At 59.6% G+C, this 23844-nt stretch carries 23 protein-coding genes; 6 read left to right on the forward strand and 17 right to left on the reverse strand.

The features are described from left to right. Positions 1 to 8 precede the first annotated feature (8 nt). Together AC2TAD_RS07345 and AC2TAD_RS07350 are read left to right on the forward strand one after the other, a co-directional pair. On the forward strand, positions 9 to 1541 hold the full coding sequence (locus AC2TAD_RS07345) for an ATP-dependent DNA helicase (RefSeq protein ID WP_170353500.1): 1533 nt from the start codon (positions 9 to 11) through the stop codon (positions 1539 to 1541). Then, positions 1538 to 2266, forward strand: coding sequence for an SDR family oxidoreductase (locus AC2TAD_RS07350; protein WP_480866877.1), 729 nt, complete (start codon positions 1538 to 1540; stop codon positions 2264 to 2266). The genes AC2TAD_RS07345 and AC2TAD_RS07350 overlap by 4 nt, the downstream gene beginning before the upstream one ends. A gap of 1 nt (position 2267) precedes the next feature. On the opposite strand, the gene AC2TAD_RS07355 is transcribed toward AC2TAD_RS07350, so the two are convergent. The 13 genes from AC2TAD_RS07355 to trpS form a co-directional block, all read right to left on the reverse strand. Further along, entirely contained in the window at positions 2268 to 3035 is a 768-nt protein-coding gene (locus tag AC2TAD_RS07355) for a TIGR02186 family protein (protein ID WP_170353498.1), read from the reverse strand. A 2-nt stretch (positions 3036 to 3037) separates the two neighbouring features. Next, positions 3038 to 3958, reverse strand: coding sequence for a sulfite exporter TauE/SafE family protein (locus tag AC2TAD_RS07360; RefSeq protein WP_170353497.1), 921 nt, complete (start codon positions 3956 to 3958; stop codon positions 3038 to 3040). Positions 3959 to 4206: 248 nt separating this feature from the next. Then, positions 4207 to 5175: an ABC transporter permease gene (locus tag AC2TAD_RS07365; protein WP_480866880.1), complete on the reverse strand. Its 969-nt coding sequence runs from the start codon at positions 5173 to 5175 to the stop codon at positions 4207 to 4209. Further along, positions 5175 to 6269 carry an ABC transporter permease gene (locus AC2TAD_RS07370; protein ID WP_170751759.1) on the reverse strand — a complete coding sequence of 365 codons (1095 nt, stop codon included), beginning with the start codon at positions 6267 to 6269 and terminating at the stop codon, positions 5175 to 5177. Before AC2TAD_RS07370 ends, AC2TAD_RS07365 begins: the two co-directional genes overlap by 1 nt. A 3-nt stretch (positions 6270 to 6272) precedes the next feature. Further along, complete coding sequence (locus tag AC2TAD_RS07375) at positions 6273 to 7802, reverse strand: ABC transporter ATP-binding protein (protein ID WP_480866881.1); 1530 nt, start codon at positions 7800 to 7802, stop codon at positions 6273 to 6275. Between the two features lie 86 nt (positions 7803 to 7888). Then, a complete protein-coding gene (locus tag AC2TAD_RS07380; protein ID WP_170353493.1) occupies positions 7889 to 8887 on the reverse strand; it encodes a BMP family lipoprotein in 999 nt (332 codons plus the stop codon). 158 nt (positions 8888 to 9045) lie between these two features. Beyond that, on the reverse strand, positions 9046 to 9459 hold the full coding sequence (locus AC2TAD_RS07385) for a GNAT family N-acetyltransferase (protein ID WP_480866883.1): 414 nt from the start codon (positions 9457 to 9459) through the stop codon (positions 9046 to 9048). Continuing rightward, entirely contained in the window at positions 9456 to 10043 is a 588-nt protein-coding gene (gene tsaB, locus AC2TAD_RS07390; RefSeq protein ID WP_480866884.1) for a tRNA (adenosine(37)-N6)-threonylcarbamoyltransferase complex dimerization subunit type 1 TsaB, read from the reverse strand. Before tsaB ends, AC2TAD_RS07385 begins: the two co-directional genes overlap by 4 nt. Further along, positions 10033 to 10596, reverse strand: coding sequence for a NifU family protein (locus tag AC2TAD_RS07395; RefSeq protein WP_170751753.1), 564 nt, complete (start codon positions 10594 to 10596; stop codon positions 10033 to 10035). Before AC2TAD_RS07395 ends, tsaB begins: the two co-directional genes overlap by 11 nt. 69 nt (positions 10597 to 10665) lie before the next feature. Then, complete coding sequence (locus AC2TAD_RS07400) at positions 10666 to 11259, reverse strand: DsbA family protein (protein WP_480866885.1); 594 nt, start codon at positions 11257 to 11259, stop codon at positions 10666 to 10668. Further along, positions 11260 to 11715: a universal stress protein gene (locus AC2TAD_RS07405; protein WP_170353488.1), complete on the reverse strand. Its 456-nt coding sequence runs from the start codon at positions 11713 to 11715 to the stop codon at positions 11260 to 11262. A gap of 60 nt (positions 11716 to 11775) precedes the next feature. Beyond that, positions 11776 to 12639 (reverse strand): branched-chain amino acid aminotransferase, encoded by an 864-nt coding sequence (locus AC2TAD_RS07410; RefSeq protein WP_480866886.1) that lies wholly within the window; start codon positions 12637 to 12639, stop codon positions 11776 to 11778. A 59-nt stretch (positions 12640 to 12698) separates the two neighbouring features. Then, the gene (gene trpS, locus AC2TAD_RS07415; RefSeq protein WP_480866887.1) at positions 12699 to 13727 is read right to left on the reverse strand and encodes a tryptophan--tRNA ligase; all 1029 of its coding nucleotides are present in this window, start codon (positions 13725 to 13727) and stop codon (positions 12699 to 12701) included. 86 nt (positions 13728 to 13813) lie between these two features. Between trpS and AC2TAD_RS07420 the strand changes: the two genes are divergently transcribed. After that, positions 13814 to 14500, forward strand: a complete 687-nt coding sequence (locus AC2TAD_RS07420) for a rhomboid family intramembrane serine protease (RefSeq protein ID WP_480866888.1) — start codon at positions 13814 to 13816, stop codon at positions 14498 to 14500. On the opposite strand, the gene murJ is transcribed toward AC2TAD_RS07420, so the two are convergent. From murJ to AC2TAD_RS07435, 3 genes are read right to left on the reverse strand one after another with little or no spacing between them, the layout of a single operon-like run. Further along, positions 14501 to 16042 (reverse strand): murein biosynthesis integral membrane protein MurJ, encoded by a 1542-nt coding sequence (gene murJ, locus AC2TAD_RS07425; RefSeq protein WP_480866889.1) that lies wholly within the window; start codon positions 16040 to 16042, stop codon positions 14501 to 14503. Beyond that, positions 16039 to 18858: a [protein-PII] uridylyltransferase gene (locus tag AC2TAD_RS07430; RefSeq protein WP_480866890.1), complete on the reverse strand. Its 2820-nt coding sequence runs from the start codon at positions 18856 to 18858 to the stop codon at positions 16039 to 16041. Before AC2TAD_RS07430 ends, murJ begins: the two co-directional genes overlap by 4 nt. After that, positions 18818 to 19990, reverse strand: coding sequence for a penicillin-binding protein activator (locus AC2TAD_RS07435; RefSeq protein WP_170724091.1), 1173 nt, complete (start codon positions 19988 to 19990; stop codon positions 18818 to 18820). Before AC2TAD_RS07435 ends, AC2TAD_RS07430 begins: the two co-directional genes overlap by 41 nt. 87 nt (positions 19991 to 20077) lie before the next feature. On the opposite strand from AC2TAD_RS07435, the gene rsmI reads away from it, so the two are divergent. The 3 genes from rsmI to gshB all read left to right on the forward strand — a co-directional run bounded on the left by rsmI (position 20078) and on the right by gshB (position 22302). Then, positions 20078 to 20935, forward strand: a complete 858-nt coding sequence (gene rsmI / locus AC2TAD_RS07440; protein ID WP_480866891.1) for a 16S rRNA (cytidine(1402)-2'-O)-methyltransferase — start codon at positions 20078 to 20080, stop codon at positions 20933 to 20935. A gap of 1 nt (position 20936) precedes the next feature. Continuing rightward, on the forward strand, positions 20937 to 21308 hold the full coding sequence (locus AC2TAD_RS07445; RefSeq protein WP_480866892.1) for a YraN family protein: 372 nt from the start codon (positions 20937 to 20939) through the stop codon (positions 21306 to 21308). Positions 21309 to 21369: 61 nt separating this feature from the next. Further along, on the forward strand, positions 21370 to 22302 hold the full coding sequence (gene gshB, locus AC2TAD_RS07450) for a glutathione synthase (RefSeq protein ID WP_480866893.1): 933 nt from the start codon (positions 21370 to 21372) through the stop codon (positions 22300 to 22302). Here the strand turns inward: gshB and AC2TAD_RS07455 are convergent. After that, the gene (locus AC2TAD_RS07455) at positions 22299 to 23810 is read right to left on the reverse strand and encodes a YifB family Mg chelatase-like AAA ATPase (RefSeq protein WP_480866895.1); all 1512 of its coding nucleotides are present in this window, start codon (positions 23808 to 23810) and stop codon (positions 22299 to 22301) included. The two genes, gshB and AC2TAD_RS07455, sit on opposite strands and share 4 nt — an antisense overlap. Between the last annotated feature and the right edge of the window lie 34 nt (positions 23811 to 23844).

Consider the following 23844-nt stretch of genomic DNA (forward strand, 5'->3'; position numbering starts at 1 on the left):
GTCGCGCCATGTCTACGCCCCTCGTGACCTTCTCGGACGATCAGGCCGCCGCCTATGACAACATCGCAGAGATGTTGAGGTCGGCAGGCGTTGATCTGGATGACGATGCCTTGCTGAAACTGCCGGGCAACGGAAAATCCGGTGTGATGGCGGTGATCGGCAAGGCTGGGTCGGGCAAGACGCTGCTGTTGGCCGAGCTTTATAAGGCGCTGGCTGAAACTGGCGTTCAGATCGTCTCGGGCGATTTTGAAAGCCGCAAGGCGCGGGACAAACGCAGCCTTGCAATTCTGGCCCCCACCAACAAGGCCGCCAGCGTATTGCGGTTGCGCGGGGTTCCTGCGACCACGATCCACCGCATCCTCTATACCCCGGTCTATGACCCAGAATATGAGCGGATTGCCGAGTGGCTGGCCGGAAACGACGAACGCCCCGAGATCGAGGGGCTGACGGACGAGGCACTGGACCGTGCCGCCGCGTTTTATGAAAACAACAAGTCCATTCCGGGTGCATTGGCCGCGGCGGGGCTACGTGGTTCGGATTTCATTACTGGCTGGAAGCGTCGGGAAGAACCCTTGGATATAGGGTTCGTGGACGAAGCTTCGATGTTGGATGACCGGCAGTTCGAGGACCTGCAGGAGATTTTCCCAACGCTGTTGCTGTTTGGCGATCCGGCGCAGCTTGCTCCGGTCAATCAATCGGGTAGCATGGTTTTTGATGGTCTGCCCGAGCCGCGTAAGCAGATCCTGCACCGGGTGCACCGCCAGACTGCAGACAACCCCATTCTGGATTTGGCCCATGCGCTGGCGGACCCTGCCATGGGGTTTGAAGATTTCGAGCGTCTGGTTGAACAAACGGCCCGGCAGGATGACCGCGTCGTGTGGGGGCAGCGGGTCGAGGTTGATCTGATGGCCCGCAGCCCGGTTCTGGTGTGGCGCAATGCGACACGTATCCGTTTGATTCAGGCGTTTCGGCAGGTGCATGGTGCCCCGGACACCGAATTGCTGGAAGGCGAGCCGCTGATCTGTGATGGGATCGAACTGCCCTTGAAGCATCGCAAGAAGCGTCTGGACCTTGAGGCGCGCGGGCTGATCAAAGGGGCGCAGGTTGTTTATCTGGGGCCGGGTCGCAAGCCGGGTTTTTCGCGCCTGCACGTCATGGGGGCCGAGGACCCGCAGGTCAGCGCGGCCTCGATCGTGAAAATCGAAATGCCAGATGAGGAAGAGCCGTTCATCCCCTATGCCGCCCGCATGGGCGCGACCTTTCTGCATGGGGCGGCCGTGACCATCCACAAGGCGCAGGGCTCGCAATGGGACACGGTGCAGGTCTTTGCACCCGATATCTACGCGGCTGCTCGGATGGGCCGAACCGAAGCGGGGCAGCCCCTTTGGAAACGTCTGGCCTATGTGGCCATCACGCGTGCGCAGGAACGGTTGATTTGGGTGGTGCGAAACCGTTTGGCCAAGCCGACTTATCCTCTGCGCGTGGATGATCTGAGGGCGGTTCCGGCGGCCTCGCTGACATTGGAGGCGGAAGAGACATGAAGACGATCGTCGTAACCGGCGCAAGCTCTGGCATAGGGCGCGCCACAGCCGAGCTGTTTCTGAATGAGGGTTGGACCGTAGGTTTGTTGGCCCGCAGTGCCGATAAGCTGGACGAAATTGCGCAACAGCACCCCAAGGCGATAGTTCTGGCTGCCGACGTGACGGATCCGGTTGCGGTATCTCGGGCCTTTCGGACGTTTTCCAATAGGGCGGACAGGCTGGATGTCCTGTTCAACAATGCGGGTATCTTTGCCCCCGGCGGCACCATTGATGAGATCGCGTTGGAAGACTGGTACCAAAGTGTAAACGTCAACTTGAACGGAATGTTCCTATGCGCGCGCGAAGCCTTTCGGATCATGCGACACCAGTCGCCTCAGGGCGGCCGGATCATCAATAACGGATCGATTGCAGCCCACGTGCCGCGACCAAATTCGGTGCATTACTCGGCAACGAAACACGCGATCACTGGGTTGACGCGTAGCCTGTCTTTGGACGGGCGGGCATTTGGCGTTGCCTGCGGTCAGATCGATATCGGCAACGCGCGGACGCAGATGGTGCAGGATTTGGTAGACAATGCCGTCGCAGCGGGGCAGCTGCCGGACCCCACGATGGACGTTGGTGACGCTGCCCGTTCGGTGCTTCACATGGCCAGTTTGCCGCCTGATGCGAATGTTCAGTTCATGACGGTTATGGCGACCACGATGCCTTACATTGGGCGTGGGTAACTCAGGTTTCGCGTAGTAGCCGGAAGGCGGTAGAAGCGCCCCAGCCAGCGGCAATCGCGATGACCAGAGACATCAGCCCATACCAGACGGGTTGTTCGCGGGACATTGTATAAAGGAACCGTTCCAGCCCCACTTTGCGCACGTCGATGATGGTTTCAAACTGCGACACGACTGCGCCGCCACGGGTGAGGAAAATGCGCGCCGCGTACTCACCTTCGGTCAGGTCCGCTGGCATGTCGATTGAGGTCCGAAATAAGGTTTGTTCGTCCACTGCAACCGTGTCCTCGCGGATGGAATACAGCCCTTCGTCTTCGCGGATACGCACGACGGCATCAGCGAAGTCCTGTGCCCCGCGAATGTGCATCGCTGCACCGACAGACCGGATCGCACGTTCAATCGAGACACGATAGCGTAGGTCTTCGGTATCCGATAGAATGTCATCCAGCGGCGCGCTTGTTGCGACGGCGTAGAAACTGGGCGCAAGGTCGACCAGAACGCTGTCGGTATTGACCCAAATGCCAAGCTTGCGTTCTTTTCTGCGAACGGTCACCGGGCTGGATGGCCCCGCAACGGCGACGATGACCTCAAGCGGGGGACCGGACGGAATGGGTGTTTCGCGTTTGACGGCCCCGAAAATCAGAATCTCGGACCCGTCAAACGTGGCTGTGATCGCCACGCGATCCTGGCTAAGGCCAAGAACAACGGATTCTTCTTCGGCCAACGCGGGCGTCACGCACAGGGCAAGCAAAAGGATCAGGCGCTTCAGCATGATCAGTGCCCCCCTTCCACGCCCAGCGAATACAGCTCGGACGGTTCTAAAAGCAAATCAAGCGCCAGCTTTCCGCAAACGACCAAAACCAACGCAGCCAGCAGAACGCGCAGCTGCTCGGCCGGCATACGCGCGCCGATCACCGTGCCGATCTGCGCGCCTATGACGCCTCCGACCAGCAGCAGAACAGCCAGAACGATATCGACCGTATAGTTCGTTGTCGCGTGCAGCATCGTGGTGAACGCTGTTACGAAAATGATCTGAAAAAGCGAGGTGCCGACGACAACTTTGGTGGGCATTCCCAGCAGATAGATCATAGCAGGCACCATGATAAAGCCGCCTCCGACCCCCATGATCGCTGAAAGAACCCCAACGCACAGCCCGACCACAATCGGCGGGATGACCGAGATATAAAGGCCCGAGGTGCGGAAACGCATTTTGAAGGGCATGGCATGCACCCAGCCACGCTGTCGTCGTTTCGCAGGCGCAGCGCCACCTTTTTTGGACTTTCGCAGCGCATTTAGGCTTTCGATGAACATCAGGCTGCCGACCACGCCGAGGAAGACGACATAGCACAGGGTAACCAGCAGATCGACCTGACCAAGACTTTTGAGGTAGTTGAATACCACCACCCCAAGGGCCGCGCCCATTAGACCTCCCGTCAGTAAGACAGTGCCCATCTTGAGGTCGACGGTCTTACGCCTGAAATGGGCCAGAACACCGGAAAACGAAGACGCGACGATTTGGTTCGCCTCGGTTGCCACAGCAACGGCCGGAGGGATGCCGATAAAGAACAGAAGCGGCGTCATCAGGAACCCGCCGCCGACGCCAAACATGCCGGAGAGGATACCGACCATACCGCCCAAACCCAGCAGCAGAAAAGCGTTAACAGAGACTTCGGCGATAGGAAGGTAGATCTGCATGGGGCACTAGGTCTTGTTAACAGGTGTGTTAGGTGATGATATGCGGTCCGTTTCCGGAAAGAGCTTTGAATTCTGCGTGAGGCGTGGCTTTGAACCCATTGGGCAATTTACCCGGGTGGGTATGTGTCCGGAATTGGCTGGCACAGGAAACACTCGCATACCTCTTTAGAGCGTCTGCGGCATGCAAAATCAACTGTGCATGCCGCTCTGCAGCGAACAGGACTGAAATCTGTCCGAAACTGGACTTATCACCGCTCTTTCACATAGGGCTCGCCACCCGCGCGGGGTGGAACAGCTTTGCCAACGAACCCGGCGAGAATCACCACGGTCAGGATATAGGGCAGGGCATCCATGACCTGTACCGGGATGACAACACCGCCCAGATCAATATTCTGGAATCGCAGCGCAACAGCCTGAAGCAAACCGAACAGCAGACACGCACCCATCGCATGCCAAGGCCGCCATTTGGCAAAGATCAGCGCGGCCAGTGCGATGAAACCCCGTCCGGCGGTCATTTCCTTGACGAACCCGGCTTGCAGGGCGGTCGCCAGATAGGCACCCGCGATCCCGCACAGCACGCCGCAAATCGCCACGGCGGCAAAGCGCAGCCCCACGACCGAGACACCTGCGGTATCTACAGCAGCCGGGTTTTCGCCCACTGCCCGCAGGCGCAAGCCAAAGCGGGTGCGGTAAAGAATCCACCACGTCAGCGGTATCATCAGGAAGGCGACATAGACGAGGATGGAATGCCCCGACAGAAGCCCGGAGTAGATCGGTCCAACGATGGGTACGCCGCTTATGGCGTCGGCAAAGGGGAAGTTGATCGGCTCGAACCGGCCGCCGCCGAACAGGGACGGAGTTCGCCCGCCCTGCTGGAACCAGCTTTGTGCGACCAGAACGGTCATCCCCGAGGCCAGGAAGTTGATCGCGACGCCCGAGATCAGCTGATTGCCCCGGAACGTGATCGACGCAACGCCATGAAGGGCCGACAGGATCAGTGAAGCCCCGATTCCTGCCAGAAGGCCCAGCCAGACCGAGCCGGTCACAGCGGCCACGGCGGCCGAGAAGAAGGCGGACATAAGCATCTTGCCCTCAAGCCCGATATCAAAGATACCAGCGCGTTCGGAATAGAGCCCCGCCAGACAGGCCAGCAGCAGTGGTGTTGCAAGTCGGATGGTCGAGTCGAGGACTTGGACGAGGGTTACGAAAGCTTCCATCACTGCGCTCCTTTCCGCAGGCTCAGGAACAGCTTTTCAAGCGGCATCCGTACCATGTTGTCCAACGCTCCGGTGAACAGGATCACAAGCGCCTGAATGACCACGATCAGCTCACGCGGGATCGAGGTCCACAGCGCAAGTTCTGCACCGCCCTGATAGAGGAACCCGAACAGGATCGCTGCAAGGAACACCCCGAACGGGTGCGACCGCCCCATCAGCGCCACGGCGATGCCGATAAAGCCCGCGCCCTCGGTCGAGTTCAGGACCAGACGTTCCGCCTCGCCCATGACGTTGTTGATGGCCATCATTCCGGCCAATCCGCCCGAGATCAGCATGGCGATGATGGTAATGCGCACCGGGGAAATCCCGGCATAGACGGCCCCGGTTTCCGAATGGCCATAGGCGCGGATTTCATAACCCAGCCGCGTCCGCCAGATCAGCGCCCAGACCGCGACACAGGCCAGCAAGGCCACGAAGAACGAGATATTCGCGGGCGCGCCCCGGAACAGAGCATTCTCGGCGGTTGAGAACATGGATTGGAAGGTTGGCAAATGCACCGTTTCGGGGAAACGCGCGGTTGCCGGGTCTTGCGAGCCCTGCGGGCGCATCACGTTGACCAGCATATAGTTCAGGAAGGCTGCCGCGATGAAGTTGAACATGATCGTGGTGATTACGATGTGGCTGCCGCGCTTGGCTTGCAGGTAGGCGGGGATTGCCGCCCACATGGCACCGAACAGGGCCGATCCGACACAGGCGGCCAGCAGGGCAATGCTCCAGTGTGGCCAGTCGATATAGAGGCACACCATGGCAACGCCCAGACCGCCCAGCATGGCCTGACCTTCGCCGCCGATGTTAAACAGACGCGCGTGAAATGCCACGGCTACGGCCAGACCTGTGAACATGAAGTTGGTCGCGTAATACAGCGTATAGCCCCAGCCGTAGGTCGACCCCAGCGCGCCGGTGACCATCAGGTTCACGGCCTCGATGGGGTTTTCACCTATGGCGAGGATCACCAGCGCCGAGAGGATTGCGGCCAATACCAGACTGATCAGCGGAATCAGAACGACATCGGCCCATTTGGGCATTTTATCCATGCTTCACGCGGCCTTTCCCGCAACACCGGCCATCAGCAGGCCCAGCTCTTTTTCATCCGTCTCATGGGGCAGGCGTTCGCCCATGATATGTCCGTCAAACATCACCGCAATCCGGTCGGACAGCGAGAAGATCTCTTCCAGCTCGACCGAAACCAGCAAGATCGCCTTGCCCTGATCGCGCAGAGCAACGATCTGTTTGTGAATGAACTCGATCGCACCAATATCCACGCCGCGTGTTGGCTGACCAACCAGCAACAGATCGGGGTTCCGCTCAATCTCGCGCGCGACGACAATTTTTTGTTGGTTTCCGCCCGAGAAGTTCTTGGCCGCCAGCCAGCCATCGGGCGGGCGGACGTCGAACTTTTCCATCTTGGCCTCTGTATCAGCGCGTAGGGCAGCGTTGTCCATGAACAGCCCCCGCTTGTAGGCCGGGTCGCGGTGATAGCCGAAGGCCACGTTCTCCCACGCGTGAAAGTCCATGATCAGACCTTCGCGCTGGCGGTCCTCGGGTACATGCGCAATCCCTTGCGCACGGCGGGTTTGACCATCCGAGCCCGCCCCGCTTAGCACCAAGGGCGCGCCGTTCAGGCGGATCGTGCCTTGACCCGGACGCATCCCGCCCAGAACCTCAAGCAGTTCAGACTGGCCATTACCGGCGACGCCAGCGATGCCCACGATTTCGCCCGCGCGGACGGTCAGGTCGATGCCTTTGACCCGCTCGACACCCGCACCATCGGTGACACTCAGATTTTCAATCTCAAGCACGGGCTGGCCGGGGTTTGCGGGCAGTTTATCCACCTGCAACAGCACTTTGCGCCCAACCATAAGCTCGGCCAGTTCCTGCGGGTTGGTATCGGCGGTTTTGACTGTGGCCGTCATCTCACCACGCCGCATGACCGAGACGGTGTCGGTGTTTTCCATGATCTCACGCAGCTTGTGGGTGATCACGATGATCGTCTTGCCCTCGGACCGCAGCCGGTCGAGGATGCGGAACAGCTGATCGGCCTCGGCCGGGGTCAGAACCCCGGTGGGTTCGTCCAGAATCAGGATCTCGGCCTTGCGATACAGGGCTTTGAGGATTTCGACACGCTGCTGCATGCCCACGCCTATTTCGTCGATACGTTTGTCAGGGTCGACGAACAGCTCGTATTCTTCTTCCAGCGCTTTCAGTTCTTTACGCGCTTTGGACAGCGAGGGGGCAAGCAGCCCTCCGTCCTCGGCACCCAGAACGATGTTTTCCAGAACGGTAAAGTTTTCCACCAGCTTGAAATGCTGGAACACCATCCCAATACCTGCCGCAATCGCAGCCTGACTGTCGGGAATTTCGGTCTTGTCACCGTTGATCCAAATCTCGCCCTTATCGGCCTTGTAAAAGCCGTAGAGGATACTCATCAGCGTGGATTTGCCCGCACCGTTTTCACCGATGATCCCATGGATCGATCCGGGGGCGACGCTGATGGAAATGTCTTTGTTGGCCTGAACCGGCCCAAAGGCTTTGGAAATCCCTTTGAGCTCAATGGCGGGGACGGTCATGTCTTGTCCTCAGATTGCCGAAAGGGCCGCATGGCGCGCGGCAGAGTGGAGGCCGGGCGGAGGCTAAAACCCCCGCCCGCGCGATATCAGAACTGCAGTGCGGGGCAGCTGTCGTTCTCGTAGTAGCTGGTCACCGTGACATTGCCGTCAATGATGTCCTGACGCGCCTTGTCGACCGCGCCTTTCATCTCGTCCGAGACCAGCGACGCGTTGTTGTCGTCCATGGCAACGCCCACGCCTTCTTCGGCCAGACCCATGGCGAAGACGCCGGTTTCAAGGTTCTCACCCGCTTTCATCGCGTCATAAACGGCAACGTCCACGCGTTTCAGCATCGAAGTCAGAACTTTGCCCGGATGCAGGTGGTTCTGGTTGCTGTCTACGCCGATCGACAGGATGCCTTCGTCGGCAGCGGTTTGCAGAACACCCACGCCGGTGCCGCCTGCGGCTGCATAGATCACGTCAGCACCTTGGCTGATCTGCGCTTTGGTCAGCTCGGACCCTTTCACCGGGTCGTTCCATGCAGCCGGAGTGGTGCCGGTCATGTTGGCAACAACTTCGATATCGGGGTTCACAGCTTTTGCGCCCTGGGCATAACCACAGCCAAAGTGACGGATCAGCGGGATGTCCATGCCGCCAATGAAGCCAACGGTGCCAGATTCAGACGCCATTGCCGCCATCATACCAACCAGATACGAACCTTCATGCTCGGCAAAGCCGATCTGACGGATGTTCGGAGCGTCCAGCCAGTTCACGTCAACCGCGACAAATTTGGTGTCGGGGTAGTCGCCCGCAACTGCCGACAGCGGATCGGCCATGGCGAAACCCATGGTGATGATCGGGTTCAGACCAGCCTCGGCAAAGCGACGCAAAGCCTGCTCGCGCTGGGCTTCGGATTGCAGTTCGATTTCGCGATAGCTGCCACCGGTTTCATCGGCCCAACGCTGCGCGCCATTATGGGCGGCCTCGTTGAATGACTTGTCAAACTTACCACCCAGGTCAAAGATCAGGGCCGGTTCAGCCAAGGCCGCACCTGCGGTCAGTGCGACGGCTGCGGCGGCGCCCATCAAGGATTTCATCAGGGTCATTTGTTACTCCCGTTGTTATTGTCGGTCGGAGCCAAGATAGCCCCGTTCACCCACTAAGAGCGAGCATATCTGTTGTGATGGCGGGAATTAAGGCCGTTTGCAACAGCCGGGGTCAACTGATTTTTGACCATTTGGTCGAGAAAAAATTCGACGACTATTCAGGTCAAGTCACATTCCATCACGAGAGCGTCAATTTTCTGATTGTTTTCGCGCACATAGTACGATTTGCGTAATCCACAGGGGCGGTAGCCGCAGCTATGGTACAAGGACAGCGCCGGAAGATTGTCCTGCGCCACATCCAGAAAGGCGCGCGTCGCGCCCAATCTTTGGGCCTTTGCATGCCACTCGGCCATACGGATTCTTGCGAGCCCCTGACGCTGCAGGTCAGGATGCGTCGCTATTGTCAGCAGTTCCGCTTCGTCGGCGATTACCTGAAACAAAGCAAAGGACGTCGCGATTCCGACTACGTGAGTAAAACGATTCTGCAGTAAATCCGCGAATTCTGCCTCGGACCACGGGCGGGATTGTGTAAAAGCCGCAGAATGGGTTTTGGAAAGGGCTTGCGGAGTCATCCGTCCAACAAAACCGGTGGCGAGTCTTTGGACGGGGCCGCATCTGCCGCGCGGATGTAAAGCGGCGCTGGCGCGCTGTTTGTGGTTTGCCACTTCTGAGAAGTCACATTTGCGATCCCGCGAACCTGCACTTCGGGGTCATCGTTGAAAGCCAGTGGACCTAGTGATTCTGCCTGTTCAAGCGGGATCAAGGCCGGGTCTTGACCCTCGGGTGAGATATACACTTGATCCCGTGGTGCGCGAATGGCCGGTAAAGCGCCTTGAGTTTCTTGCGCCAGCGCCTCAAAACCCGAAACGCCGACGGCCGGAACGCCAAGGCCCAACGCCAGCCCACGCGCAGCGGACACCGAAATTCGGATGCCGGTGAAATTGCCCGGCCCGATACCAACACCGATGGCTGAAAGGTCTTTCCACGTGTATCCGGCCTGGGTCAGCAAATCTTCCAGCATGGGCATCAAGTGTTCTGCCTGACCGCGTGTCACGGCGTCGACTTGAACCGCAATGATCTGATCTCCGCGCAACAAAGCGGCCGCGCAATGCGCGGCCGATGTGTCAAACGCCAGAATCAGCGGGTCAGACGGCAACGGGGCGAACCTCGGTCACTTCAGGGATGTAGTGACGCAGCAGGTTCTCGATCCCCATTTTCAGTGTCAAGGTCGAGGACGGACAGTTCGCGCAAGCCCCTTGCATGTGCAGATACACAACGCCGCGGTCAAAACCATGGAAGGTGATATCGCCACCATCTTGGGCCACAGCAGGCCGCACGCGGCTATCCAGAAGGTCCTTGATCTGATTAACGACTTCCGCGTCTTCGCCGGTGTGTTCGGCATGGCCAGATGCGGTTGTGGCGTCAGCAGCCATGACCGGCTGGCCCGACTGGTAATGCTCCATAACTGCGCCAAGGATCGCGGGCTTGATGTGGTCCCACTGAACATCGTCAGATTTGGTGACAGTCACAAAATCATTGCCAAAAAAGACGCCGGTTACGCCGTTGACGGTGAAAATCCGGTTGGCCAAAGGTGACTTCTCAGCCGCTTCTGCCGATGGAAAATCTGCGGTGCCCGCCTCCAGCACAGTTTGACCGGGCAGGAATTTCAGGGTTGCAGGGTTCGGCGTGGATTCGGTCTGGATGAACATAGCGCGGCTCCGTTTCAGTTGCCTCTGATATGCGGGTCCGCGCGCGGGAAGTCAAGATTTGGAACGATTCTAAATTTCAGCCGCCAGCTTTATCGTCTCATCTAGCCGGTCATCGCCCCAGAACAGTTCATCCCCGACCAGAAAACTGGGGGCACCGAACAGTCCTTTGGCCTGCGCGATCTCGGATTGTTTTTTCAACGCAGCTTTGATCTGAGGGTTTTGCGTCCGGCTCAGCGTCTCTTCGGGCAATCCGGCGGCGGTCAGACAAGTAACCAGAACCGCGTCATCAGCGATGTTCTGGCCATGGGCAAACTCAGCGGAATAGACGGCGCGGACAAAGGCGGCTTTTTGGGCCGGGTCTTCGATGGCCAGCGTCAGGCGGGCCGCCTTCAAGCCGTTTTGCGGAAATGGATCGGGGCGCTGGAACGGCAGGCCGCGGTGGGCGGTCAGACGCTCCATATCGCGCCACATATACTGCCCTTTGGCTGGATAGAGGTTGAAGGGCGAATCCGTCCAGCCCTGTGCAAAAAAGATCGGGCCCAGCAGGAAGGGCTGCCAATCGACACTCACGCCATGCCGGGCGGCGGCCTCTTCGATCCGCATCGCGCTGAGGTAGGAATAGGTCGAGGCGAACTCGAACCAGAACTGAATGCTGCGGGGCATCTAGGTGATTTCTTCCAGTTTTTCCTTGCTCAGATCACCGGGAACGATGGTGATCGGGATCGGTAAACTGCCGGAGTTTTTGGTCAGTTGCGTCACCAGAGGACCGGGGCCCTTCTTTTCGACTCCCGCGCCCAGTACCAGCACGCCGATCTCGGGATCGGATTGCACGTGTTCGATGATTTGCGCCACTGGCTCGCCCTCGCGGATGGCCAGTTCCGGATCAACGCCCTGCTTGTCACGCATCCATTTGGCGAACACTTCGTAATGGGCGTGGATGCGTTCACGCGATTCCTCGCGCATCACCTCGGCCACTCCGATCCAGTGGTTGAACTCATCGGGGGGAATGACCGACAGGATCGTCACGCCGCCGCCCGTATGGGCCGCGCGCATGGCTGCAAAACGCATTGCGTTCAGGCATTCGCGGCTGTCATCCAATACCACCAGGAACTTACGCATGGGTGTCCTCATTCATTTCGGGCGATCATGCCCGACCAAATGCGCGCTGGCAACCGAAGCCTATCGCGTGCTGGCAGCCCAGTCCCAATACAACTCGCGCGCGCGCCGGGCGACGGGGCCTACCTGATATTGCGTGTCCTGCAACGCCGTGACCGGAGTGATCTTGCTCATGTTGCCGGTCATGAAGACCTCATCAGCTTTGTGGAAATCCTCGAAACTCAGGATCGCTTCGTGCACGGTCACACCGTCTGCACGCAGGTTTTCGATGTGGCGTGCGCGGGTGATTCCGGCCAGAAACGTACCATTGGGGGTGGGGGTGAACACCTCGCCATCCCTGACCATAAAAATGTTCGCAGTCGCGGTTTCGGCCACATGTCCCAGCGCATCCGCGACCAGGGCGTTTGAGAAGCCGTTGGACCGAACTTCTTGCAACATCCGCGCATTGTTGGGGTAAAGACAGCCCGCCTTGGCGTTCACAACCGCCGATTCCAGAACCGGGCGACGGAAGTGCGTGTAGCCCAGTGTCACCGACGCAGATTCGGGCGCCATTGGAATCTCTTCCAGGCAAATCGCGAAGCCCGTACTGTTCTCCAGCGGTACGATTGCCGTTCGGTCGCCGTCGATGCCCCAATACATCGGGCGGATATACACCGCCGCGTCCGGCGCATAACTTTCCAGCCCTTCGCGGATGATCTCGACCATCTGCTCGGTGGTCACAAACGGCGTCAGCATCAAAGCCTCGGCCGAGCGGTTCACGCGGGCGCAGTGCGCCTCAAGATCGGGGACCAGACCGTCGAAATAGCGGGCTCCATCGAAGACGGACGACCCCAGCCAAGCGCCGTGATCGGCTGCCCGCATGATGGGCGCATCCCCGTCATGCCACTGACCTTCGAAATAGGTGCGAATATTCTTGCCGACTGCCATCACGCCCTCCCAAGCTTTGCGGCAAACCTAGGAAGACGCCGCGGTAACGTCCAGAGCAATCAGCCCTGTTTTGCGCCAACCATGCCCACGATTTCGTAAGTTTGTTGCAGGATCGGGGCGGCAACAGCGCGCGCCTTTTCTGCCCCATTGGCCAGAATCCGGTCGATTTCGTCCTCTTCGCCCATCAGGCGGGCCATCTCGCCCGATATCGGGGCCAGTTTCGACACGGCCAGCTCGGCCAGCATCGGTTTGAACTCGCCAAACTGCTTGCCGCCAACCTCGGTCAGAACCTGCTCGGCGGTCTGATCGCTGAGCGCCGCGTAGATATTGACCAGATTGCGCGCCTCGGGGCGTTCGGACAGGCCATCCACATCCGAAGGCAGAGCATCGGGGTCGGTCTTGGCCTTGCGGATTTTCTTGGCAATCGTGTCGGCGTCATCGGTCATGTTGATCCGCGTCATATCCGACGGGTCCGAGGACGACATCTTGCGCGACCCGTCCCGCAGGTTCATCACGCGCGGCGCGGGGCCGCCGATGACGGGTTCGGTCACCGGGAAGAACTCGACGCCATAGTCATGGTTGAACTTGATGGCGATGTCGCGGGTCAGTTCCAGATGCTGTTTCTGATCCTCACCCACCGGCACATGCGTCGCGTGGTAGGTCAGGATGTCCGCCGCCATCAGCGCCGGATAGGCAAACAGACCCAGTGAGGCATTCTGAGCATTCTTGCCGGCCTTATCCTTGAACTGCGTCATCCGCTGCATCCAGCCCATCCGGGCGATACAATTGAAAATCCAGGCCAGTTGCGTGTGCTCGGGCACTTGGCTTTGATTGAACAGGATGGATTTTTCCGGGTCCAGACCAGCGGCGATGAAACCGGCGCAGACCTCGCGGGTCTTTTCGCGCAGGCGGGCGGGGTCCTGCCAGACGGTGATCGCGTGCAGATCGACCATGCAATAGATGGTCTCAAAATCGTCGCCCTGCATATCCACGAACCGCTTGAGCGCACCCAGGTAGTTGCCAAGGTGCAGGTTCCCCGACGGCTGGATGCCGGAAAACACACGCGGTGTGAACTGGGTCTCGGTCATCGAAGGGAACTCCCGTCTGGAAAAATTAGCCCCCGTCGCTTACCCATGAGGCAAAGGGACGTCAACAGCCGCGAAAGTCCAGCCCAATGAGCAGTGAGCATTATACACCCGCCGTGAACCCTTTGCCGCCCGTGGTGGTGGCGCTGGTCTTGTTCATTTTCGGGATCGAACTGGCCCTGACGCTGGGCTCGCGCGGGTTGGTCGGCGGGCCATCGGCCGTGGGCTGGCGGCTGGATGCGTTGCAGCACTATTCCTTTTCGCCGGACATTTTCGACTGGATGATGGAAAACGGGCGCTGGCCGTTTGAACATCTGATCCGCTTAGTGACATATCCGTTCGTGTCGGCCAATTTCACTCAGGCCATCTTTGTCTGCGTCTTTGTTCTGGCCATGGGCAAAATGGTGGCCGAGGTTTTTGGCAGCGTGCAGATGCTGGTGATCTTTATGCTGTCGGGCATCGGCGGGGCGCTGGCCTATGCGCTGCTGCTGGACCCGCAATATCCGCTGGTCGGAGGGTTCCCACCCGTCTACGGCCTGATCGGAGCGTTCACGTGGATTTTGTGGCGTAGGTTATCTTTGGTGGGCGAAAACCAGTCACGGGCCTTCAGCCTGATCGCTGTTTTGATGGGGATCCAGTTGTTGTTCGGTCTGATCTTCGGCGGCACGCTGGACTGGGTGGCCGATCTGGGCGGGTTCGCCACGGGCTTTGTTCTGTCATTTGTGGTTGGTCCCGGCGGGTGGGCCCGGATCATTGGTGGTATCCGCCGCGACTGATCAAGACCGCCGCAGGGCCTTTTTGAACTCGTTGATCTGGAAGGCGCGCAGCAGGTGGCCCAGCACAAAATACAGCACTGCCGCACCGATGATGAGGGCCAACAGTGCTACATAGCGCCAGCCTGGCAGGTGAAATGCCCACCCGAACAGGGAAAGCGCGGCAAATAGGCCAACGCCCATCCCAAGCGATGCGGCCACGATCCGCCATGCCCGGTGTTTGAACCGCTTATCAAAGCGCGCCTCCTCGCCCATGCGTCGCGCTCCTAGCGCGAGCAGTCCGACCATGGCCCACCCGGCGACCGAGGCCGCAATCGCAGGCGCAATCCAGCCCAGCAGTGGATAAAGCCCAAAGGCCAGCCCCGCATTCACCACCATCGCCACCACCGCATAGCGGAACGGAGATTTTGTGTCCTCGCGCGCGAAGAACAGCGGTTGCAGCAGCTTTTGCAGCATGAAAGCCGGCAGGCCGATGCCATAGATCGCCACAGCCAGCGCGGTGGCGGCGGTATCCTCGGCGGTGAACTGTCCACGTTCGAACAGGACCGAGACCAGAGGGATCGGCATGATCACAAAAGCCACGGTTGACGGAAGGGTCAGCAGCAGCGTGAACTCTCCGGCGCGGGAAAAGGCGTTGCGGGCGCCGTCTTTGTCACCCGCACGCAGGCGGCGAGACAGGTCAGGCAGCAACACGATTCCAACGGCGATGCCCACCACACCCAAAGGCAGTTGATACAGCCGGTCCGCGGCAAACAACCAACTGACCGCGTTTTCGGTTTTTGAGGCCACAAGCTGCCCCACGACCAGATTGACCTGTGTGACCCCCATCGCCAGTGCCGCGGGCACGGCGATACGGACCATACGGCGCATTTCCGGGCTGAGTTTCGGCCGACCGGGACGGATGCGGATGCCCGCGCGTTCTGTCGCGACCCAGACCAGTGCAAGCTGCGCAACTCCGGCCACGGGGATGACGGCGATCAGCCAGCGTATGACCTCGCCGCCCGACAGGGCTCCGACGATCATGGCGGTGCAGGCGAAAATGTTCAGCAAAACGGGCGCCGCGGCAGCGGCCGCAAAGCGGCCCGTGGCGTTCAGAACGCCCGAAAACAGTGCTGCCAGTGACATGAACAGGATGTAGGGGAACACCACATAGCCGTAATCCACGGCCAAATCGAAACGTGCGTCGCCATAGAACCCTTCGGCTGTTATCCAGACCAATGCGGGCATGAACACCATCGCCAGCCCAACCAGCGCCAGAACCGCCACGGCCAGCAGGTTGAAGGCATCCTGTGCGAATCCTTCGGCGTTCTCGTCCCCTTCCAGCCGTTTGGAAAACATCGGCACGAAGGCCGCGTTGAACGCACCTTCGGCAAAGAAGCGGCGGAACATGTTGGGCAGGCGGAAGGCGGCCACAAAGGCGTCCATCACCGGGCCCGGCCCGATAAAGGCCGTCAGAAGAATTTCCCGAAGAAACCCCAATATCCGGCTGGCCAGGGTCCAGAACCCAACCGTGAACAGGCCCGAGAACAGCCGGATCTGCTTCATGATTCCGCGCGCTCAGCGCCCTCGGTGATGGCTTTGCGCAGCTTGGCTTCAAGCCCGCGCTGCTTGCTGTCCGAGTGGTATTTCAGCCCGAACATGTCTTTGACATAGAACGTGTCCACCACCTGTTCGCCATAGGTCGCGATCACCGCGTTGGCGACATAGACATTGGCTGCGGCCAGCGTGCGCGCCAGATCATAGAGCAAACCGGGACGGTCACGGGTATCGACCTCGATTATCGTGTAGATCTCGGACCCGTCATTGTCGAAGATGATATGCGTCGGCACGTTGAAGGCGCGTTCGCGTTTCTTGATCTTGTCGCGCGATTTCAGCGCGTCACGCGCCACAACTTCGCCCTTTAACGTTTTGTGTATCATCTGCGTCAGGCGTGGCAGGCGGCTGGCTTCGAATGGGCGGCCATCTGCGTCCTGTATCCAGAATGCATCCGTGACATAACCATCTTTGGTCGTATAGCTGCGCGCATCGACCACGTTCGCCCCAACCAGCGCCAGCGCGCCAGCGATCCGCGCGAAAATACCCGGATGATCGCCCATGGCGAAACAGGCGCGAGTGGCGTCGCGATCCTCGTCCGGTTGCAGGCGAATTTCCATCGCGCCCGCTTCGCCACTGTGATCAAGCGCTTGCAACATCTCGGCAAACTCAACATGCGTCGACAGGTTAAGGCCCTGCCAATAGGGGTCGTAATGCCGACCGGTCTCGGTTTTCAGGTCAGCCTTGGACCAATCGGCCAATTCGGCGCGCAGGGTCTTTTTGGCCTCGGCTCCGCGATTGGCACGGTTGAGGTCTTCCATCCCGGTTTCAAGGGCACGTTTGGTTTCCGCGTGCAGCGCCCGCAGCAGAGTGGCCTTCCAGTTGTTCCACGTATCCGGCCCTACGCCGCGAATGTCACAGACCGTTAGAACTGTCAGCAGGTCCAACCGTTTGACTGTTTTCACGGCCTTCGCGAAATCACGTACCGTGCGCGGATCGGAAATATCGCGCTTCTGCGCCATGTCAGACATCAGCAGGTGATATCGCACCAGCCATTCGACCGTTTCGCAATCGGCCTTGTTCAACCCAAGCCTCGGCGCGATTTTGCGTGCCATCTGCGCGCCGAGGATCGAGTGATCTTCGGGCCGCCCCTTGGCAATATCATGGATCAGCAGGGCGACATACAAAACCTTGCGGTTCACGCCCTCTTTCAGGATCGACGAAGCCAACGGGAGGGATTCCACCAGTTTTCCGCGTTCGATCTGGTTGAGGTTGACAATGCACTGGATGGTGTGTTCGTCCACCGTATAGCTGTGATACATGTTGAACTGCATCATCGCGACGATGTGCTCAAATTCGGGGATAAAGGCTGACAGGACCCCCAGCTCGTTCATCCGGCGCAGGGCGCGTTCGGGGTTGCCATGTTTCAGCATAAGATCAAGGAAGATACGTTGTGCTTCCTTGTCTTCGCGCATGTCCTCATCGATCAGGTTCAGATTCGCTGTCACAAGACGCATCGCATCCGGATGGATCAGCATGCCCGTGCGCAACCCTTCCTCGAACAGACGCAGCAGGTTCAGCTTGTCTGACAGGAACTGGTCCGGGTCAGCGACGTCCAAACGACCATGAACGACTTGATACCCTGCCTTGACCCGTGGGCGACGGCGGAAAATCCGTTCCAGCAGCGGTGCGCCCTTCATGTGCGCGGCTTCCAGCTTGGTCAAGAAGATGCGGGTCAATTCGCCCACCATCGTCGCCTCGCGGAAATACCGCTGCATGAAAACCTCGACGGCACGGCGACCGGCGCGATCCTCATAGCCCATGCGATCGGCCACCTCGACCTGCATATCGAAGGTCAGGTGCTCAGTGGCGCGGCCAGTTACCAGATGCAGATGCGAGCGTACGGCCCACAGGAACTCCTCGGCCTCGTCGAAGGCTTTGTACTCGTCTTCTGTTATCAGCCCCAGCGGTACAAATTCAGACACGTCCTGAACGTCGTAGATGTATTTCGCGATCCAATACAGCGACTGCAGGTCGCGCAGCCCGCCTTTGCCTTCTTTGACATTAGGTTCGACCATATAACGCTGGCCCTGCTTTTTGTGACGCTCGTCACGCTCTTGCAGTTTGGCTTCGATAAATTGACGTTCGGTGCCTTTGAACAACTCGTCCCGCAGGCGGGTTTTGAGTTCATCGCCCAAGGCCGTGTCGCCCGCCAGATAACGCTGCTCCAGCATAGCGGTGCGGATGGTGAAATCCTCGCCCCCAAGCCGCAGACAATCCTTGATGGTGCGCGAAGAATGCCCGACCTTCAGACGCAAATCCCACAGGATATACAGCATGGACTCGATCACGCTTTCGGCCCAGGCAGTGATTTTGTAGGGCGTCAAAAACAGCAGATCGACATCTGACGCGGGGGCCATCTCGCCCCGCCCGTAGCCGCCCACAGCCAGAACCGCGATCTTTTCGCCCTGCGTCGGCGTGGCCAGAGGGTGAAGATCGTGGCTTGCGACCTGCATGGCGGTGCAGACCAGTCCATCGGTCAGATAGGTGTAAGAATGGGTCAGCGGCCGGGCGTCGAACGGGCGTTGGGAAAACGCATCAGCGATGGCTTGCCGCCCTGCCTTTTGGGCATCCCGCAGAATGCGCACGCATTCGGCCCGGCGCGCGGTGTTGTTTGATACGTTTTCAAAGGCTTCCGACAGTTGCGCCAGAACGGTGGTGCTGTCGAATATGTCTTGGGCCGGGCAGATCAGCTCACCTTTTGGGGTGAGCGTCAGTGCCGGTCGATCAGAAACCGGCGCCTGAGAAGCTTTGTGGGGCAGGGTCAATCACTACTACCTGTTTGTTCTGGATCGTGGCAACTGCCAGACCGCGTTCGTTGGTACCGTTCGAGCGCAAGCGAAAGATGCCGCCCACGCCCTGGAAACCGGCATTTTGTGTCAGGGCCGAAGCCGTAAGCGCATCCGATTTACCCTGGCTGACCAAGGCTCCGATTGCTGCGATGCCGTCGTATGCCAGCCCGCTGATAGGGTGCGGTGCCTCACCATAGGTATTGTTGTACCGCTGACGATAGGACTGTGCCTTGGCCGGGTCGGGTAGCGCGAACCATCCCCCCTGCACGCCCGGCAATTCAAGCGTCTGAGCCGGAATATCCCAGCGTGTCAGACCGATATATTGCGTCGTTGCTGGCGAGACACCCGCCTCTGGCAGCAACTGCGAATAGAGTGGCAACGCACCAGCCGTGGTTGCCGTAAGGAACACCGAGTCAGCCGCAGATGCATCCACCGTGGCCTTGATTGTCGGAACCGAGTTGATCACGCCCTGCTGGGACCGGTCATAGCCGACTGTTCCAGCGTTGTTGACGCGACTGTTACTTAGCGCGTTGGCGATGGCAGATTGTCCCAACTGGCCTGCCGCATCGTTGCTGTGCACGATGACCATGTTGTTTTTGCCCCGCGAACCGGCAAAATTAACGAGTCGGTTAGCCGTGTTGTCGAAGGTGGGGCCCAGGACAAAGACGTTCCCGCCCGCGATGCTGGTGTTGTTCGAGAACGACAGGACATTCACGTTGTTGTTTAAAACGGCTAACCCTGCCGAGTTTGCTGCCTGCGCGTAAACCGGACCCAGGATAACCTTTGCACCATCCGCCACGGCCCGTTGGGCCACCTCCGCCGCTGTGTTCGAGCTGCCGCGCGTGTCATAAACCCGAAGGTCGATCTGCACATTTTGCAAATCTGCCATGGCCATACGTGCTGCATTCTCAAGGCTTCGGGCCAAGGCCGCATCGCCCGAATTGGCCGATCCCGCCGGAACCAGCAGCGCCACAGGCACCGGCTTAGAGGTGTTAATCGATGGCCCTCCGCCCAGTCCTGTTGTCTCACAGGCGGTCAGAAAAGCGGCGGTGGCTAAAACGGCGGCGGTTTTTGCCAGTTTGCGAACGGGCTTGCAAACGGTAAACATCTGAATGAAAACTCCCTGTCCCGGCGACTTGAAAGACGCCATTTTATTAGGTCGCGATAATAAACGTCACGCTGCGAGGGTCCAGCTTTGAATCACCAAAAAGTCAGATTGGGCGCGGGCCTGTATTTTGTCGCCACTCCGATCGGAACGGCGCGCGATATCACGCTCAGGGCGCTGGATGTGCTGGCCTCGGCTGATGTGGTCGCTGCCGAGGATACCCGCAGCCTTCGGCGCCTGATGGAGATTCACGGTGTGCCGTTGGAGGGACGGCGCATTCTGGCCTATCACGATCACAGCGGTGCAGGCGCGCGGGGCAAGATCCTGGACGCGTTGGCCGAAGGGAAATCGGTTGCCTATGCCTCTGAGGCTGGGATGCCACTGATTGCTGATCCGGGTTATGATCTGGGGCGTCAGGCGGCTGAGGCCGGTCACATGGTGACCTGTGCGCCCGGGCCATCGGCGGCTTTAATGGCCCTGACACTGGCCGGATTGCCAACGGATGCGTTCTTTTTTGCCGGATTCTTGCCCAATGCATCGGGCGCGCGCCGGGCACGGATCGAGGCGTTGCGCGACATACCCGGCACGCTTGTTTTCTACGAATCGCCAAAGCGTGTCGCGGCCTGCCTGTCCGATCTGGCAGATGTATTGGGAGAGTCGCGTCATGCCGCCCTGTGTCGCGAATTAACCAAGAAATTCGAAGAGGTTCGCCGCGGCACCCTGAAAGACCTTGCCCAAGGGCTGCAGGATCAGACCATCAAAGGCGAAATTGTTCTTCTGGTGGATCGCAGCCATTCGGAAACTGTTAACGAATCTGACGTAGAAGAAGCTCTGAAAAGGGCCTTGGAAACCCATTCGGTTCGGGATGCGGCGGATCTGGTTTCGGAAATGTACAAACTTCCGCGCCGTCCGATTTATCAAAAGGCGCTGAAACTGGGAAAGGGATGACATGTCTGCGCGATCCGTTCGAAGCTCTATGTCTTACCAGGCTGGTCAATCCGCCGAGATGCGGGTTGCAACTGATTATGAACGTCGTGGCTTTTCCATCGACCACCGCCGTTGGCGCGGGGCCGGTGGGGAAATCGACCTGATCGCGCGTGACGCTGACGGTTTAGTGTTCATCGAGGTTAAGAAAAGCAGCAGTTTTGATCAGGCGGCGTCGCGGATCAACCGGCGGCAGATGAACCGGATTTGTGCCTCGGCGGCGCAGTTTCTAGAACATGAACCGGATGGGCAGCTGACAAATGTGCGCTTTGACGCCGCGCTTGTGGACGCCTCGGGCGCTGTTCAAATCATCGAAAACGCCTTTGGCGAGGCCTGACCCCCATTGATCCCGTGGCCCTGCTGGGCCATGTATCTGGCGTGAAACTGAGGGACACGCCATGAAAATCGCCTTTCAGATGGACCCGATCGGGGCCGTGGATATTAATGCAGACAGCTCATTCCGACTGGCCGAAGAGGCGCAGGCGCGTGGGCACTCACTGTTTTTCTACGGGCCGGATCAGTTGGCGTATCAGGAAGGGCGGGTAACGGCGCGCGGCCACGACATGACCGTTCAGCGCGTGGCGGGCAATCCGGCAGAGCTGGGCCCCGAGCGTGAGGTTGATCTGGCTGATTTCGATGTGATCTGGCTGCGTCAGGATCCTCCGTTCGATATGCACTATATCACCTCGACGCATTTGCTGGATCGCCTGAAGGGCAAGGCGCTGGTCGTGAACGATCCGTTCTGGGTGCGCAATTACCCCGAAAAGCTGCTAGTGCTGGATTTCCCCGATCTAACGCCGCCGACGACCATCGCGCGTGATTTACAGACGATCAAAGCGTTCAAGGAAAAGCATGGCGATATCATTCTCAAGCCGCTTTATGGCAACGGCGGTGCGGGCGTGTTCCGGCTGGATGCCAATGACCGAAATCTGACCTCATTGCATGAACTGTTCACCGGGTTCTCGCGTGAGCCGCTGATCGTGCAGAAGTTCCTGCCCGACGTCAGCAATGGCGACAAACGGGTGATTCTGGTTGATGGTGAGGCAGTCGGCGCAATCAACCGTGTGCCGGCCAAGGGCGAGACGCGGTCGAACATGCATGTGGGTGGCCGCCCGGAAAAGATCGGCCTGTCCGACCGGGATTTGGAGATTTGCGCCGCCATCGGTCCGTTGCTGAAGGAAAAAGGCCAGATCTTCGTCGGTATCGACGTGATCGGAGATTATCTGACTGAGATCAACGTGACCTCGCCCACCGGTATTCAGGAGTTGGAGCGGTTCGACGGTGTGAACATCGCCGAAAAAATCTGGCAGGCGATTGAGGCCAAGGTTTAAGACGCCGCCCGGGCGCTGATGCGAAAGCTCAGCGCCTCGGCCACGTGGGGTCGGCGGATATCTGGCGCGCCTTCAAGATCAGCAATGGTGCGCGCGACCCGCAGGATGCGGTGATAGGCGCGCGCCGACAGGCCGAACCGTTCGGCGGCTTTCAGCAACAGCTCTTTGCCTTCGGCGTCGGGGGTGGCGATTTCCTCCAACAACTTACCCTCCATATCCGCGTTCTGGCGGGGCTCCATGCCCTCAAACCGCTCCGCCTGCACAGTACGGGTGGCTTCGACCCTTGCGGCAACGGTGGCAGAGCTGTCTCCGGAAGGCGGCAGGTCCAAATCGGTGAACCCGACCGGAGGCACCTCAATCCGCAAGTCGAACCGATCCAAAAGCGGGCCAGAGATACGGCCCAGATAATCCTCACCACAGACTGGCGCGCGGGAACAGGCGCGGGCGGGGTCCGTTAGATATCCGCATTTGCAGGGGTTGGCGGCGGCCACCAGCATGAAGCGACAAGGGTATTTCACATGGGCATTGGCGCGGGCGACCATGACCTCGCCCGTTTCAATCGGTTGGCGCAGGGTTTCCAGAACGGTGCGCGGAAATTCGGGGAATTCGTCCATGAACAGAACTCCGTTATGAGCCAAGGAAATCTCACCGGGTTTGGCACCCCGGCCGCCTCCGACAATTGCAGCCATTGAGGCGGTATGGTGCGGCTCGCGAAACGGACGGGTGCGGCTGATCCCGCCTTCGTCCAGCAACCCGCAGAGTGATTGGATCATAGAGGTTTCCAGCGCCTCTGATGGGGTCAGAGGCGGCAGGATGCCCGGCAGGCGCGCGGCCAGCATGGATTTGCCCGACCCCGGAGTGCCGATCATGATCAAGTGGTGCCGCCCGGCGGCGGCAATTTCCAACGCGCGTTTGGCCCGCTCTTGCCCTTTCACATCGCGCAGGTCGCGGACGCTGGGCGCAAGGCTGACCTCGCCGGGTTGGGCGGCGGATAAAGGGGCTTGGCCCGAGAAGTGCCGCACAACATCGCCCAATGACGTGGCCCCGATAACCTGCGTGGCATCGACCCAAGCCGCCTCGGCGCTGGAGGCTTTGGGGCACAGCAGCGCGCGATCTTCGGCGGCGGCGGTCATGGCAGCGGGCAGAGCGCCGACCACGGGTACAAGCGATCCGTCCAGTGACAGCTCACCCAAGGACACCGCACCTTCGGCGGCGTCGGAGGGAATGATCTCCAGCGCGGACAGCAGCGCGACGGCGATGGGCAGGTCGAAATGGCTGCCTTCTTTTGGCAGATCGGCGGGCGAAAGGTTGATGGTGATGCGTTTCGACGGCAGCGCGATGGCCATGGAACTGAGCGCGCTGCGCACGCGGTCGCGGGCCTCGGACACGGCCTTGTCGGGCAGGCCGACGATGGAAAAAGCGGGCAGGCCCGGCGAGACGGCGCATTGCACCTCGACCGGGCGGGCCTCGACTCCTTGGAAAGCGACGGTGTGAGAGCGGGCGACCATGAACGACCTTTTTGGTTAACAGGTCGTTGCTGGC

The sequence above is a fragment of the Ruegeria sp. HKCCD7628 genome, from assembly GCF_057221005.1.